Source organism: Pedobacter caeni (genome assembly GCF_900129215.1).
Classification (GTDB): Bacteria; Bacteroidota; Bacteroidia; order Sphingobacteriales; family Sphingobacteriaceae; genus Pedobacter; species Pedobacter caeni.
The window spans coordinates 94754-110021 of record NZ_FQUQ01000004.1 but is presented as its reverse complement, the minus strand read 5'-3'; the positions used below and the strand labels follow the sequence as shown (position 1 = coordinate 110021).

The 15268-nt window shown below is 41.4% G+C and carries 12 protein-coding genes; 7 read left to right on the top strand and 5 right to left on the bottom strand.

Annotation, left to right across the window (positions count from 1 at the left end; genetic code table 11):
• Window positions 1-9 precede the first annotated feature (9 nt).
• Window positions 10-855 (top strand): ferritin-like domain-containing protein, encoded by an 846-nt coding sequence (locus tag BUC20_RS19840; protein ID WP_073232837.1) that lies wholly within the window; start codon window positions 10-12, stop codon window positions 853-855.
• Window positions 856-904: 49 nt separating this feature from the next.
• Here BUC20_RS19840 and BUC20_RS19835 read toward each other — a convergent pair whose 3' ends face one another.
• Window positions 905-2029, bottom strand: coding sequence for a CofH family radical SAM protein (locus tag BUC20_RS19835; protein WP_073232836.1), 1125 nt, complete (start codon window positions 2027-2029; stop codon window positions 905-907).
• A 98-nt stretch (window positions 2030-2127) separates the two neighbouring features.
• Here BUC20_RS19835 and BUC20_RS19830 point away from each other — a divergent pair, with 98 nt between their 5' ends.
• Window positions 2128-3372, top strand: a complete 1245-nt coding sequence (locus tag BUC20_RS19830) for a M16 family metallopeptidase (protein WP_073232835.1) — start codon at window positions 2128-2130, stop codon at window positions 3370-3372.
• Complete coding sequence (locus BUC20_RS19825) at window positions 3365-4639, top strand: M16 family metallopeptidase (protein WP_073232834.1); 1275 nt, start codon at window positions 3365-3367, stop codon at window positions 4637-4639. The genes BUC20_RS19830 and BUC20_RS19825 overlap by 8 nt, the downstream gene beginning before the upstream one ends.
• Window positions 4640-4654: 15 nt before the next feature.
• On the opposite strand, the gene BUC20_RS19820 is transcribed toward BUC20_RS19825, so the two are convergent.
• Window positions 4655-6553 (bottom strand): DUF3857 domain-containing protein, encoded by a 1899-nt coding sequence (locus tag BUC20_RS19820; RefSeq protein WP_073232833.1) that lies wholly within the window; start codon window positions 6551-6553, stop codon window positions 4655-4657.
• A complete protein-coding gene (locus BUC20_RS19815; RefSeq protein ID WP_073232832.1) occupies window positions 6553-8556 on the bottom strand; it encodes a DUF3857 domain-containing protein in 2004 nt (667 codons plus the stop codon). Before BUC20_RS19815 ends, BUC20_RS19820 begins: the two co-directional genes overlap by 1 nt.
• 232 nt (window positions 8557-8788) lie before the next feature.
• Between BUC20_RS19815 and BUC20_RS19810 the strand changes: the two genes are divergently transcribed.
• Window positions 8789-9262, top strand: coding sequence for a GNAT family N-acetyltransferase (locus BUC20_RS19810; protein WP_084529104.1), 474 nt, complete (start codon window positions 8789-8791; stop codon window positions 9260-9262).
• On the opposite strand, the gene BUC20_RS19805 is transcribed toward BUC20_RS19810, so the two are convergent.
• Window positions 9259-10074: an AraC family transcriptional regulator gene (locus BUC20_RS19805; protein ID WP_073232831.1), complete on the bottom strand. Its 816-nt coding sequence runs from the start codon at window positions 10072-10074 to the stop codon at window positions 9259-9261. The genes BUC20_RS19810 and BUC20_RS19805 overlap by 4 nt on opposite strands.
• 85 nt (window positions 10075-10159) lie before the next feature.
• Here BUC20_RS19805 and BUC20_RS19800 point away from each other — a divergent pair, with 85 nt between their 5' ends.
• From BUC20_RS19800 to BUC20_RS19790, 3 genes are read left to right on the top strand one after another with little or no spacing between them, the layout of a single operon-like run.
• On the top strand, window positions 10160-11503 hold the full coding sequence (locus tag BUC20_RS19800) for a TolC family protein (protein WP_073232830.1): 1344 nt from the start codon (window positions 10160-10162) through the stop codon (window positions 11501-11503).
• A gap of 2 nt (window positions 11504-11505) precedes the next feature.
• Window positions 11506-12573 (top strand): HlyD family secretion protein, encoded by a 1068-nt coding sequence (locus BUC20_RS19795; protein ID WP_073232829.1) that lies wholly within the window; start codon window positions 11506-11508, stop codon window positions 12571-12573.
• The gene (locus BUC20_RS19790; RefSeq protein WP_073232828.1) at window positions 12566-14161 is read left to right on the top strand and encodes an efflux MFS transporter permease; all 1596 of its coding nucleotides are present in this window, start codon (window positions 12566-12568) and stop codon (window positions 14159-14161) included. Before BUC20_RS19795 ends, BUC20_RS19790 begins: the two co-directional genes overlap by 8 nt.
• A gap of 75 nt (window positions 14162-14236) precedes the next feature.
• Here BUC20_RS19790 and BUC20_RS19785 read toward each other — a convergent pair whose 3' ends face one another.
• Entirely contained in the window at window positions 14237-15181 is a 945-nt protein-coding gene (locus tag BUC20_RS19785; protein WP_073232827.1) for a ketopantoate reductase family protein, read from the bottom strand.
• Between the last annotated feature and the right edge of the window lie 87 nt (window positions 15182-15268).

Here is a 15268-nt window from a genome sequence, read left to right as displayed (position 1 = left end):
CTGGAAAACATGAATATCGTAGATATATTAGAAGAAATTGAAAAAGTGGATGGAGAAGTGTATGAACGCTTTAGTCCGCGGAGAACAGCCATGAAGCAGTTCTTTAATATCGGTAAAAAAGTAAGTCTTGCCGCTGTTCCTTTGGCCCTGGGTTCTATGTTTAACAAAGCTTATGGTCAAAGTACGTTACCTGCATCAGTAAAGGCCGTACTTCAGTTCGCCTTAACCCTGGAGCATTTTGAAGCGGCTTTTTATACCCAGGCACTGAAAGCTTCAGGAGGAGCCGATTTTCCATCAACAGCACAGGGAATATCAGATAAAACAGCGATTGGCATCATCAGCGGACATGAAACTTCGCATGTGAATTTCCTGAAAGGAGTGATCGGAGCGGATGCAGTTACTGCAAGAGCGAGTTACGACTGGACGGCAAGTGGCGCATTCCCTAACCCTTTTGCAACCGGTAATTACGGTATTTTTCTGGCCGTAGCTCAGGCACTTGAAGATACTGGTGTCCGTGCGTATAAAGGACAGGCACCTGCATTGGTTGGTCAGGGTGGAGTATTGACTGCTGCGCTGAACATCCATTCTGTTGAAGCGCGCCATGCGGCGAAAATCCGTTACATGCGTGCCCAGAATGGTTTTGCGATTAAGCCATGGATTACTGGTGGCAATGATAGTGGAGTACCTAATGCTGCTGCGGTATATGCCGGAGAAGAGATCACCACTCAGGCTACGATATCTATTGTCGGAATCAATGGAACGGCCGTAAATGCTGCTGCGGCTTCTGAATCATTTGATGAACCATTAACTACCCAGCAGGTATTGGATATTGTGAAATTATTTGGAATTTCTTAGTGAGGGAGATGGTTTGAGATGAATAGGGGACAATTGTCCCCTATTTTTTTTAATAATTGATCACCTGCTCTTCCAGGTGTTCCGGAAGGTCGCGGTAATTGTATTGCTGACCACGAAGCTGAGGCTCAAAACCTGCTTCCCTGATCGCATCCTGAATTCCTTTAGCCGTAAAACGGTGTGGAGCACCAGCAGCAGAAACTACGTTTTCTTCAATCATGATCGATCCGAAATCGTTTGCCCCTGCATGTAAACACAATTCGGCTACATTTTTACCTACTGTAAGCCAGGAGGCCTGAATATTTTTAACGTTAGGCAGCATGATTCTGCTCAGTGCAAGCATTCTGATGTACTCGTCTCCTGACACATTATTGCTGATGCCTCTTAGTCTTTTTAACAGGGTACCATCATCCTGGAAAGGCCATGGAATAAAGGCCAGGAACCCTTTAGCATCTGCCGGTTTTTCACTTTGAACTTCCCTGATCCAGACCAGGTGTTCAAAACGTTCCTCAATGGTTTCTACATGCCCGAACATCATTGTTGCGGAAGTGGTGATGTCCAGCTGATGCGCTGCACGCATGACATCGAGCCATTCTTTTCCACCGCATTTACCTTTGGAGATCAATCTCCTTACCCGGTCGTTCAGGATTTCTGCACCTGCCCCCGGAAGGGAATCCATTCCTGCAGCTTTTAACGCGCTAAGTACTTCCGTATGAGAGATGCCTTCCAGCTTCGCTACGTGTGCGATTTCCGGTGGGCCTAAAGCATGAAGCTTAAGGTCAGGATATAATTCTTTTAATTGTTTAAACAGATCGGCATAAAATTTTAAGCCAAGGTCAGGATGGTGCCCGCCTTGCAGCAGCAACTGATCGCCGCCCAGTCTGAATGTCTCTTCTATTTTAACTTTATAAGTCTCGATATCTGTAATGTAACTCTCGTCATGACCAGGCCTTCTGAAGAAATTACAGAACTTACAGTTGGCAATACATACGTTAGTGGTATTTACATTACGGTCTATCTGCCAGGTTACTTTCCCGCTGGGTACTTGTTTTTTCCTCAGTTCATTGGCTACATAAGCCAGTTCGGCAGTTGATGCATGGTGGTACAGAAAAACGCCTTCTTCCTGTGTAAGAAAGTCGAAATGTAAGGCCCTATGCAATAATTCGGCAGTATTCATACTGCAAATATACCATAAGTTCCTTTCTTTTTATTTCACATTATTATCACATTTCCCTTTTGCTTTATTCCTATATTTGGAACAATTATTTTATATATATGGTAGATTTTAACCGTTTTACATTGGCCAATGGATTACGTGTCCTGGTACACGAGGATGATACAACACCTATGGCGGTGTTGAATATTCTATATGACGTTGGTGCAAGAGACGAAGAACAAGATAAAACCGGCTTTGCTCATTTATTTGAGCACCTCATGTTTGGGGGCTCTGTAAATATTCCAAGTTACGATGAACCCCTGCAAAGGGTAGGAGGAGAAAACAATGCTTTTACGAGCAATGACATCACCAATTATTACATTACCCTTCCTGCGACGAATCTCGAAACCGCTTTCTGGTTAGAGAGCGACCGTATGCTGAGCCTTGCCTTTTCTGAGAAAAGTCTGGAAACCCAGCGTAATGTGGTTTGTGAAGAGTTTAAACAAAGGTACCTGAACCAGCCTTATGGCGATGTATGGTTGAAACTAAGGCCCCTTGCCTATAAAGAACACCCTTACAGATGGGCAACCATCGGACAGGACCTGAAGCAGATTGAAGATGCTAAAATGGAAGATGTAAAAGCATTTTTCCAAAAGCATTACAATCCTCAGAATGCGATCATGGTGGTTGGCGGGAATGTGAAAACCGAAGAAGTTAAAGCACTTGCCGAGAAATGGTTTGCACCAATCCCTGCGGGAGAACGTTACCTCAGAGATTTGCCTGTTGAGCCTCAGCAGACTGTAGCGCGTCAGGAAACCGTTACTGCTGAAGTTCCTCTGAATGCCATTTATATGGCTTTTCAGATGCCGGAGAGAGGAAGTAAAGATTACCAGGTGTATGACCTGCTGTCGGATATTCTTTCACAGGGACAGTCGTCCAGACTTTACAACAGCCTGTTAAAAGAACAGCAATTGTTTAGTGAGATCAATGCTTACCTTACCGGAAGTATAGATAAAGGTTTGTTTATTGTAGAAGGAAAACTGGTAGAAGGGGTAACGATGGAAGCCGCAGAAGCCGCCATCTGGAAAGAGCTGAATGCCATCGCTACTGAAGAAGTGGCTGCCGATGAGCTGACCAAGGTGAAAAACAAATCGGAATCGATTATTGTATTTGCCGAAATGAGCCTTTTGGATAAAGCGATGAACCTGGCCTATTATGAATTGTTAGGAGATGCCAATTTGCTGAATACAGAAATTCACAAATATCAGGAAGTGACTTCAGCACGTATTCTGGACGTTGCCAAACAGACCTTTGTAAAAGAACAATCTTCAATTTTATACTATTTAACTGCCCAAGATGCTTAATCGTACGTTAGCGCCTGAATCAAGACAGGTGGATGAAATAAATTTTATTGAACCATTAAAGCAACAACTGGATAATGGGATTCCTGTATTTACCATCAATGCAGGTAAACAGGAACTGGTACGTATTGAGTTTATATTTGAAAATGTAAACTGGGACCAGTTAAAACCACTTCAGTCGGTGTCGGTAAGTCACCTGATCAATAACGGAACAGGAAAATTAACTGCTAAAGATATTGCGGAGAAAGTGGATTATTATGGCGCTTTTCTGCAAACAGAATATGGCGCGGATCAGTCCAGCGTAAAGGTATATACCTTAAATAAGCACCTGGCATCTGTATTACCTATCCTGAGATCGATCCTGAATGAGAGTATTTTTCCTCAGCAGGAGCTGGATATTTTTATCCAGAACCAAAAACAATCTCTGCAGGTAAGCTTGCAAAAGAATGATTTCCTGGCCAGGAAACACTTTGCACATGCCATTTTTGGTGATTCCAGTTATGGTTCCAATATCGAAGCATCGGATTATGAGGCGATACAACAGGCAGATTTACTGAGCTATTTTAAAGCAGCCTATAAACCTGAAAACTGTACGGTCATTGTGGCCGGTAAATTCGAACAAAAAGAATTTGACCTGCTGAACAGTTTTCTTGGAAAAGAATGGGACAACCATGAAATTTCTGAGGTCAATAAATTTGAATTCAATGGCGGAACAAAAGGGGAGTTGCTGGTGGAGCGCTCTGATGCCATTCAGTCTGCCATCCGGATGGGCTCACTGGCCATCACCAGAAAACATAAAGATTTTGCCGGATTTCAGGTGATGAATTGCCTGCTGGGCGGTTATTTCGGGTCCAGGTTAATGGCAAATATCCGCGAAGATAAAGGCTATACTTACGGAATCGGTTCTGCCATCGTCTCCTTAAAAGACGCAGGTTATTTCTTTATTGCTACAGAAGTTGGTGCTGCCGTTTGCAAGGATGCGCTGATAGAAATTGAGAAAGAAATTGAATTGCTGAAAACAGAAACAGTGAGTTCAGAAGAGTTAAATCTTGTCCGCAACTATATGCTTGGCTCTATGCTTGGCAGTTTGGAGAATGCGTTCTCTCATGCTGATAAATTTAAGAACGCTTATTTCTCAGGTTTGGATTATACCTATTATGATAACTATATCGAAACGGTAAAAACGATCACGGCTGAAGATTTGAAACAACTGGCCAATCAATATTTGAATACTGCTGATTTTACCAAAGTAGTAGTAGGAAAGAAATAAATAAGAATATCCTGGCTATTCTATTTTAGCCAGGATACTTTTTTGTTTATCTGCCTGATGCAGCTTTTTCTGAAAAGCGACATAATCATTGTATTTCTCAGCAGGATATTGTTTGTTAATGATGGTTTTGCTCCTGGTATAAATGAGTGTATTGTCTTTGGCAACAACCTTTGCGGTATACTTTCCAAATTCAGAATCTATGACAATGTCTTTAGGGACAAATTCTACTTTAAAACCTTTGGGTATCGTATAAATGATCTCATCTTCATCAAGATAACCATATTTAACTGCAAAGGAAGTCTTGCGCTTTTCAATTGGTATCAGGTTGTTTTCCTGTCTGTTCAGCAGGTTCAGCATGATAAATAACTTGCCCCCTCCTCCGGTTAACAAACCGCTGCTTTTTAAGGTAATACTTTCGTTCAGTAAAGGGATATCTTTATCCGGTTGCGTATATTTCAGGGAACTGATCTCCATATTAGGGACTCCAAGTGAGTTCATGATGCTTTTATGCTGAGTTACGGGCTCTATCAGCATCAAGCCGATACGGTCTTCATATTGTGCATTTGCATACTTTGTATCGATCTGTATGTCTGCATTACCTTCCTCATTCAGGTTGACTTTGGTACTCCTTTTTAAATAATTGCTATTGGCACTTAAAACAGGGGTTTCCACCAATTTACCTCCATCTTCAGTAACGAGTAAAACCGTTCTTCCCGAATTGTCATTGCCAATGAATCCTGTAGGGTCATAGTTACTGGTACATTCCAGCCAGGTGGTGTCTTTCTCCATAGGTACACAAAGAATCATGTGGTTTGCCTGGTTCATGCTGGCGTATTTGCGGTTAAGGGAAGGTAATCCATTTCCGATCACTACCAGGTCAGATTTAATTCCGGCTTCCTGAAGCATGGCTTTCATATAATTGGAAAGGCCTTTGCAATCTCCATAGTTAACTGCAGATACTTTCTCCGCCACAATAGGGGTATATCCACCAATACCAAGTTGAACACCAACGTACCTGGTGTTCTCCTGTAAATGCCGGTAAAGCACTTTGATCTTCTCTTTTGGTGATTTTGCTCCCTTTATAAGTTCCTGTACTTTTAATTTGGCCGGGGGTGGCAATGTCTGTGATCCGCTGCTCAACTGATAGAGCCAGCTACCCAGATTTTTCCAGTTTTCAATATTGGCCTTAGAGTTGTCATATTCGAATTGATCTGGTGCCAGCATCACCCATGGATTCACTTCTTTTAAACCCGTGCTCAGGGGTTCATGAACCAGGGCAGGAACGGCTGCACAGGACCATCGGTATTGCATCACATCTTTAATGCTGGTAGAGTCGGGTTTTAGTCCCTTGCTATTCAGTTGTTTAAAGCTGAATGATCTGGGGATTTTAAAAGTGTAAGAAGATTGTTCTACCGCCATGGCCCATGAACTTGCAGGGTTCCAGGAAGGGTAGTTTAAAATTCCACTATAATCCACACTATAGCTATATTCAATAGTATAAGGAAATGAGGCGTACAAAAACTCCAGGAATTTAATCCTGCTATCGGAATATAAGGTGCCGCCTGATACTGCACTCCTGTCTTTGAAATCCGAAGAACGATACTCCTTTATCCTGATGCCTTTTGCATCATAGAGTGTTGCTTTCAGGTTGTATACATTAGAGAATTTGTCATAATGCTCATACATATTAGAAGCTCCTTCTCCCTTTTTATTTAAGATCGTTACAGCAGTTTTATAATCCTGCCTGGCACTCCCCAAACCCTTAACTTCATAAGTCATCTCTTCATTTCTGATGACTACAGCTGCATTTTCAATCAGGTTTGCAGGAATTTTGCTGACATCATACTCCCCCTGGGCATAGCCACAAACACCGGTAATGCTCAGCAGGACCGACAACAATAATTTCTTTTTCATTAAATCTTTTTAAATACAATTTGTTCTGCCTGTTTTCTCACAATATTTTTGAAGAGCTCTTTCAGATCTTTATATTCTTCTGAGGTATAAAGGGCCTTCTTAATGGTGATTTTACTGTTCAGGAGCAGCTTGTTTTCTTCTGCTGCTGTCATAAATACAAAAACAGCACTCTCGTCAGGTAAAATCATCTTTTCATTTTTTGGGGTTTTATCCAATTGATATCCCTTTGGAAACTCAATGGTAATGCGGTAGTTTTCCTCAGTAGGGTAACCAAAATCTACCGGAAATTTGCGTTCTTCCAGTTTGAAGGGATTTTCTTTGGTTTGATCAAAAAGCAAAGGATTTAAATAGACCAGATTTCCCGCTTCTTCCACATTATCTTCAATTAATACATCCATTGCTTCAGAGAGCGGTTCTTCAACCAGGTTTAAATTGGTCAGCTGGTAATTGCTGATACTCAGGCCAGGTTTGTCTCCTTTGTATTTTTTTAGATATTCCTCCTCATTTGCAGAACTTCTGTAATGTTCCCGCCGACCCAGTGCTTCGTAATGATTGGCACTAAGAAAAAGTCTGCCCTTCAATTTGTTGTCCGTATCCAGAGTCAGGCTATAAGTGATGGTTTTCTTACTTATTTTTTCTTCTTCCAGAGACATCCATTCTCCGTTTTTTTGTTCTAAATCAATTCTGAAGCCTTCATGATTAAGGTTTTGATAAGAAATTAAACCGGGAACATGATCTTTATCCGTGGCATCCAGAAGAAGGTATTTCTCCCCAATGAGCACGGCTACAATTACATTGTCAAATTGAGTGAGCATTGGGAATCCGGGATGCATTCCATTTTCTCTCGTGCTCAGTAATACCGGAAATGCTTTGACACTGGTTTCGTTCAGCAAACTATATAAACTAAGGTTAATGTCTGCTGAATTTCCTGATTTCTTCTCAAAGACCGCTTTTGGAGTTGTGAACGTCGCATACTTGCTATGTTCATCATTCCATTTTACATTGTTTTTAACATGATTGAATAAGATTCGGACAATGCTGTCGGGATTGGTTTCCCCTTTAACCAGTTGTTGTACAAGGGTTTTGTTATAGCTTCTTTTGTCTGTAAATGAGCCGAATTTCTCTTCGTCCTTTAAGGTGGATACGATTTTGGGCCATGTAGAGGTGTATTCCTTGTACATGGAGCCCGGAAATTGGGTCGAGCTCAACTCAAATTCAACCTTACTGATATAATCCTGTAAGGTGGTAATGAAACGTTCAGCCTTTAATGCCGGAACATGCTCTGCGAGATAGGTCGACTGTTTCACAGTTGCCTGGATTTGGCTTCCACCTGAAGAATAGGTTTCGTTTTGGAGCTCATTGCTTGTTTTTAAAAGAATGAAGCCGGCAGCGGTCGCCTTATAGGAAAAATACTCAGGAACCCTGATCTGGTAACTGGAGTACAACACCGGAATTTCCTTCTGAAAATACCAGGGTTTGAGCGTGAAGATAAAATCGGATTTGATTCTGTATTTATATTCAATAATGGAGCCTTCCTTTACATTTGGGAGCGTGAACTTTTTTACGGTAAAGTTTTTATCCTGTTTTTCGGAAAATTTAGCATCCTTACTGATTTTGCTCACCACCATTTTTCCATTCTCCATGTTGTAGGTTGCCGCATCCATATTATCCAGGATTGTTTCAGCATCAGTGTCCCGATAAAGTGAAACCTCTAAATTCGCCAGATCATAGCTGTTTTTATTGATGATTTTGTAGCGGGTATGGCGTTCATATATATAAACGAAATTTTTTGTCCTGGGGCTGATTTCGAACCACCCTCTGCCCGTGTCGAACAATGCTACAGCGGAAGCGGCAGAATCTACTCCTGTTCCTTTGGTGTCGAATTCGGCCGGATCAACCTTGCCATATTTAAAAGTTTTGAGAATAACTTCAGTTTTCTGAGCATAAGAACACAGAGAAACCAATAAAAAAAAGCCTGATAACAGCAATTTTATCTTGTTCATAAGAGGTTAATTAGTCGTAGCAATTATACTTATTTTTCCTCATAAGATAAATATTATTTTTTTATTTTCAAGAAGCGCAATTCAACCATCTATTGTAGCGATTATGATGTGACTTTTGTTTAAAACAATTGCCAGGGCTACCTCCTACATTTTTCCACAATCCTCTAAAGGATTAAATAGAGAAGAATTAATTACTGATATTTGTATCCCAATTAAAATCTTTAAGCTAAATATGTCTCCGAGCAAAATAAATGTGAATGACCTGACTTATAAAATCAACCCTGATTTGTCGACTGTAGACTGGGCTTATGTATGTGAGCTTTTTGCCAAGGTAGACTGGAGGAAAAGGGAAGAGATAGAAATAGAAGCAGCATTTAGAAGAAGTAGCTGGACGCTATTCATTTATAAGGAAGACCAGCTGATCGCCTTCGGAAGAACTGTAGATGACGGAAGATATTATGCGGTTCTGGCCGATATAATTGTGGATCCTGATTTTCAGGGAAATGGTTTGGGTAAATACCTGGTCAATGCCCTGAATGAGAAACTGGGTGATAACTATCATTTCGTAAACCTGACTGCAGCTCCGGGAAAAGGAGATTTTTATAAAAGCCTGGGCTGGAAAAAACAGTCTACCTGCTTCATCTGGCCACAGGGGCCAAAACAACTCCGACAACATACGGAGCCTGAAGAAGCTCAAGGTAATTAATCGGTACCCAAACTCGCTATTTTCAATTCTTTAAAGGTAGAAGGCCTGCGGCCTGTCATCTTAAAAAAGGTATTGCTAAAGGAGGATATGCTGTCGTAGCCTACTTCATAAGCAATTTCGCTAATGGTCAGGTCGCTTTCCAGGAGTTTCTCCATGGCTTTTGTGATCCTGACCAGTTTCAGGTATTGGAAAAAAGAGATGTCGAGTGAGGCCTGAAATACCCTTGATAATGTACGTTCACTGAAACCTGTCGCAGCAGCAATCACTTCCAGGGTAAGTTCATCTGCTAAATGCTGATGAATATACCATAACACAGGTCGGAGTCTTTCATTCTCCGTAGTTGGAACAACGATCGGGAGGGGATGTATGCTGATGGTAGGGAGAATGTTTTGTATGGTATTCAGAAAGCCATATTCATGCGTTCCCGGATAAATATCCCCATTCCAATGCTCAGAAAATTTTAGCATTTCCAGCAACAGGCTATTCACAGGGTAAATCCCGATATGGTCAAAAAAAGGATTGTTCTCTTCGGCAGTGGTATCAAAATAAATATTGCGGACAATAGCTGCACGGTAGCGGTGTTGTAAATGATGTGCTACACCTGCAGGAATCCAAAGGTAATGCCGGGCCGGAATGAAATAAGATTTGTCGTTTGCATATAGAAAAATGACACCACCTTCTACATAGGTGAGTTGCCCTTTTCTGTGTTTATGATGCCTGAAACGATCTTCAAACTTACTATGCCATACATAAGTGCTTTTCTTATGGGCATCGATGGCAGATAATAAGGCTTCATTGCTTAAAGTATTCATATGGCTGGTTTGAACAAATATATGTCAGTTTAGATAAAATAAAGAAACAATTCTTAGCCGAAATTTGTGCCATTAATTTATCTATATGAATCTTAGCCCGTATAAAAGAAAGTTTGGGATGTGCATGTCCGTTCTTTTATCCTCTCTTTTTGTCCATGCACAACAAACAACCCCTGATCCCGAAATCCCGATTACCATTAAAGAAGTCTGGCAGCTGACAGACAGCAACAGCCGGAAACTTCAGATGAAACAACTGGAAGTATTGGCTGCAGAAGCTGGTATTCAGGTGGCCCGCTCAGAACGCCTGCCGGAAATTGCCGCCAATGGTGTACTGGCGCATATTTTTCAGATGCCGATCTATGAAAATGGTTTGTTTCATACCCCTTCACAATATCCGGTAGAGCCTAAATATTATAAAGTATCTGCGGATGCTTACCTGAACATTTATAACGGCGGTAAAACCAACAGGGAAATCGCTGCATCGAAGACAGAAAATGAACTGGCGATTGCGAAAAAGAATCTCACAAAACAAGAGGTCCATTACATCGCTGCGGTTTACTTTTATGATGTATACCGTAACCGTTCTTATCAGACTTTGTTAAAGCAAGACATCAAAGACCGGGAAAAACAGCTCCGTGAGATCAATGCGCTTTATAAAAATGGCACGGTCCTTAAAAGTGACGTTTTGCGGGCTGAACTCCGTCTATCAAAACAAAGGATGCTGCTCACAGAGATAGAAAACAGCATCCACATTGCTTCACAAAAACTCAACCTGTTAATCGGTAAGAAGGATGAAGTGCTGTGGATGCCCGTAGTTTCAGAACTGGAAGCCGAGCCTGTGATGCTAAAAGGTCTGGGAAATTACCTGTCCGAAGCGGAGACCCATTCTTTTAAAGTCCGGATTTCTGAAAAAGAACAGGCCTTGGGTACATTGAAACTGAAACAGGTGAAATCGAATGTACTTCCTTCCATTGGTTTGTTTGGAGAGTATATGTATGCTTATCCGCAAATCCAGTTTTATCCTTATGCACTTTCCCTGTATAGTAATGGGATGGCAGGGCTGAAGTTAAAAGTCCCTATTTCTTCTTTCTACACCAATAAACACAAGGTGAAAGTGGCGGAAATCCAGTTACACAGACAGGAAGTGGAAGATGAGGAGGTTAAGGAAAACCTCAGACAGGAAGTTCAGGAATATTATATCCGCTATCAGGAATCGCTGAAACGGATCGATGTAGCTTCAGAGAACATTACACAGGCCTCAGAAAGTTACCGGATTGTACAGAATACTTATTTCAACCAATTGGCTTTACTAACGGATTTGCTGGATGCAGAGACACAGTTATTACAGTCGCGGTTTGAACTGACAACCGCAAAAGTAAATGCCAGAATTCAATATTATCAATTACAAAAAGCAGTAGGCACCCTATAAAAATGAGCACTCAACCACAAAATAAAACAGATAAAATAATTTCACGCGTCACGACGGTCATTGCAGCTATTGTATTGGTCGTCCTGTTGTTTTGGGGAACCAGAACAGTATTTACTTATTTACGGTACGAGGATACCAATGATGCACAAATTGAAGAGTACATCAACCCGGTAACGGCCAGGGTAAACGGTTATATTAAATCTGTACATTATGTAGAGAACCAGGAGGTGAAAAAGGGAGATACCCTGGTGGTAATTGATGCCAGTGATTATACGGTTCAACAGGACGAGGCAATGGCCTCACTCGCCAATGCAAAAGCACAGGTTTCCGTATTGCAAAGTAATATACAAACTGCTGGTACTACAGCAGGAGCAAGTAAAGCAAAAATAGGTGCTGCCAAAGCTAAATTATGGAAGCAGCAAGCGGAGTACGACCGCTATAAAAAACTTTTTGATGCAGAATCTGCCACACGTCAGCAATTGGAAAGCATGCAAAGTATGCTGGAAGTTGCACAGGCGGAGTATAATGCTGCCCAGGAAGATTATGCGGCCGCACTTTCTAAAACGAACGACATTAAAGCGCAATCTGAAGTGCTGATCTCTGAGATCCAAAGAAGGGCTGCGGTAGTCAAAAGGAATGACCTCAATACTTCTTACACTGTGATTGTAGCTCCTTACAATGGTAAAATGGGAAGAAGGACGATCCAGCCCGGACAATTGCTGCAAAGCGGACAAACCATCGCTTATATTGTAGACCGGGATGCCGGCAAATGGGTAATCGCCAATTTTAAGGAAACACAGATTGGAAAGATGTATATCGGGGAGCCTGTTTCGATCGAAGTAGATGCTTTCCCGGGAAAAGAGTTTTCAGGAAAAATAGAATCGCTTTCTGCAGCTACCGGCTCCAGATTTTCGCTTTTACCTCCGGATAATGCAACGGGAAATTTTGTGAAGATTGCCCAGCGGATTCCGGTAAGAATCCGTCTGGAAGGAGCACTAGCTTCATTATCTAACCTGAATGCAGGGATGAGTGCTACTGTGCACATCAGAAAAGAGCATAGCCATGAGTAAATCAATACCCATATTTAAAGTATGGGCGCCGGAATGGCTGATCCGATTGAGCATTATGCTGCTGTTGCTCTCTTCGGTATTGCTCTTTGCCCTTTCTACTGCCGACGGAAGTGCTGCTGCAGGATATTATGGGATGGAGCCTGCAGATGTACAGTTTTCTCTGCTGTTATTCTATGCTGCGGTAGCTAGTTTTGCAGGAGTTGAGCGTCGGTTCTTTGAAAGAATAGTGACCAAAGAATACCTGTTGATCTGTATTGTCCTGGAGATTTTAATCGCTTATTGCTGTTACCATACCCGGGAAATCTGGCTGGTCTTTACGTTCCGGTTTTTACAGGGACTGGTGAATTGCGGTATTACCAGTATTTGTCTGAACCTATTGTTCGGACGTTTAAAATCCGAACATTCCAGAGAAGTGGGCTATACCATATTTTATGCGATGATTCTATGCGTATCTCCGGTTACAGCACTATTTGCTGCACCTTTGGTAGAGAATTTTGAATATAATGTGTTGTATAAGGCGATAATCTTTTGCTTTTTGCCTAGCGCCGCTTTGTTGTTCATGATTTTAAACCGGGTACATATTTTTCGGAAAAAACCTTTGTATCAATTGGATTGGGCCAGTTTTCTGTTGTTTGTAGTGATGCTGATCCTGATTGCTTATGTATTGATCTACGGGCAGCAAAAGGATTGGCTGGAAGATAACGGAATTGTTTACAGCATTGTTGCCATTCTGGCGTTGTTTCTGACTTCAGTGTTCAGACAGTTGTCTTTAAAGCGTCCAACTGTAGACCTTTCTGTGTTTAAGTACCGGAACTTTAGCATTGGGATTGTTTTCCTGGTGATTTTATACCTGATCAGAGGAGCTTTTGGATTAACCTCTGCCTATTTTATAAATGTGCTGGGGATGGATTCCCTGCATGCCAATGAATTGATGATCTACAATATCCTTGGCATCATTACCGGCTCTTTTATTGCCATCCGCTTCTTAATCCGTCAGAAAATGCTGCGGGTGTTATGGATTGCCGGTTTCGCCTTGTTAATGGTGTTTTTCGGAATGATGTGTTTTCTTTTTGCTTCGGAAGCAGATGCTGAAACCTTTATTCTACCGCTGTTTCTTCAGGGATTGGGAGCGGGAATGGTCATGTCGCCCATCGTGATGTTTATCGTTTCTTCTGTTCCATTGCAAATGGGGCAATCTGCTGCTTCGGTAGGGGTATTTGTCCGGTTTTCGACTTTCAGTCTCAGTCTGGCATTGATTAATTATTGCCAGTTGTATTTTAAAGGAAGTCATAGCAATGATATGGGAAAAGGTTTGTCTTTAATTGACTTTGGATTAGCAGAAAGGCTGAGAATTTACCAATCGACCTTGTCTGGCCATGGTATGTTGAAAGATCAGGCGGCTAAAGTAGCAACAGGACTATTGAACAAGTCTGTACAGAAGCAGGCCTTCCTTCAGTTTTGTGTCGATTATTATGAGTTGATTGCCATACTTTGCGGGATTACAATTGTCTTGATTGCCCTGCAGCCGGTCATCAGCCGAACGATCATAAATGTAAAGGGAAAACATCCGGCACCGGCAGGGTTTTAAGTAACAGGGATAAAACAAGGTATTTGCCTCTGTTCTATCCCTGTCTCTTCTTTTTTTATCCGTAGATTATCGGTTTTATCGGAGCAATCCCTTCTTGATTTCGTCGTATATTTTTTTAGTTTCCGGAACAGGAATTCCCAGTTCTTTTCCATAATCAATAATGGCTCCTGCAAAGAGTTCCAGTTCTGTATTTTCTTTTCCGGATTGTACATCCAGTTGCAAAGAAGTAGGGGTTTGGTAAGGAAATGAAGCTGCTTTTTGAAAGGTCTTTTCTATGATCTCCTCAGGGATTGAAATTTCTTTCTTTTTCGCAATTGCTTCAATTTCTTTCATAATCGATGCCGCCCTTTCATGGAGTGCAGTTTCTTCAACCACCTGTCCGATTGATTTGTTATACCTTGCAGTAACCAATCCAAAACTGGCAATAAAGAAATATTTTGTCCAGATGTCAGGGAAAGAATCTTCTTTGTAGCTGAGGTCAATACCTGCTTCTTTTAACAGGTCAGCAATTTCCTGAGCATCATATTGCGGGTTTTTGGGATCTTTACCCATGACAATCTTTCCCGGATTACCTTTATGTTCCACCGTTCCCTTTTCTTTAATATGAGAAGCCACATAAACACAGGAAGGGAGTACAATCCCATTCGGAATGATTTTACGGATTCTTTCGTAAATATCTACCCCGTTCATCAAAGGTAAAATCACAGTATCTTCTTTAATTCTTGTTTTTAACTGCTGACAGATATTTTCAAGATCATATTCCTTCACGCAAATCAGAAAGATATCAGTCTCCGGTAATTCTTCTATGTTTTTGTAAATCTGAGAGGGATGAGCAACAGGGTTTTCATGTTCCGGAGAAAGTAAGGTCAGTCCCTTTTCTTTTACGATCTCATAGGTTTGTGCTCTGGCCACAAATGAAATGTTTACTGCCTCAGATGAAGCATATTTCTGTGCGAGTTTAAACCCGAAATAACCTCCAACACCACCAAGTCCTATTATAGTCAGTTCTTTTGTTTTCATTAGTATATCATTGTTTTTTAATGGTTATGAAGCTATCATGATCTTGGTGTTTAATCATTATGTGATCTGTAAGATCATGATGGTTTC

Bases quoted from the DNA above. Each gene is read 5' to 3' on its own strand.
- BUC20_RS19790 (WP_073232828.1), top strand. From the start codon at position 12,566: ATGAGTAAATCAATACCCATATTTAAAGTATGGGCGCCGGAATGGCTG.
- BUC20_RS19805 (WP_073232831.1), bottom strand. From the start codon at position 10,074: ATGAATACTTTAAGCAATGAAGCCTTATTATCTGCCATCGATGCCCAT.
- BUC20_RS19795 (WP_073232829.1), top strand. From the start codon at position 11,506: ATGAGCACTCAACCACAAAATAAAACAGATAAAATAATTTCACGCGTC.
- BUC20_RS19810 (WP_084529104.1), top strand. From the start codon at position 8,789: ATGTCTCCGAGCAAAATAAATGTGAATGACCTGACTTATAAAATCAAC.
- BUC20_RS19800 (WP_073232830.1), top strand. From the start codon at position 10,160: ATGAATCTTAGCCCGTATAAAAGAAAGTTTGGGATGTGCATGTCCGTT.
- BUC20_RS19840 (WP_073232837.1), top strand. From the start codon at position 10: ATGAATATCGTAGATATATTAGAAGAAATTGAAAAAGTGGATGGAGAA.
- BUC20_RS19835 (WP_073232836.1), bottom strand. From the start codon at position 2,029: ATGAATACTGCCGAATTATTGCATAGGGCCTTACATTTCGACTTTCTT.
- BUC20_RS19785 (WP_073232827.1), bottom strand. From the start codon at position 15,181: ATGAAAACAAAAGAACTGACTATAATAGGACTTGGTGGTGTTGGAGGT.
- BUC20_RS19825 (WP_073232834.1), top strand. From the start codon at position 3,365: ATGCTTAATCGTACGTTAGCGCCTGAATCAAGACAGGTGGATGAAATA.
- BUC20_RS19830 (WP_073232835.1), top strand. From the start codon at position 2,128: ATGGTAGATTTTAACCGTTTTACATTGGCCAATGGATTACGTGTCCTG.
- BUC20_RS19815 (WP_073232832.1), bottom strand. From the start codon at position 8,556: ATGAACAAGATAAAATTGCTGTTATCAGGCTTTTTTTTATTGGTTTCT.
- BUC20_RS19820 (WP_073232833.1), bottom strand. From the start codon at position 6,553: ATGAAAAAGAAATTATTGTTGTCGGTCCTGCTGAGCATTACCGGTGTT.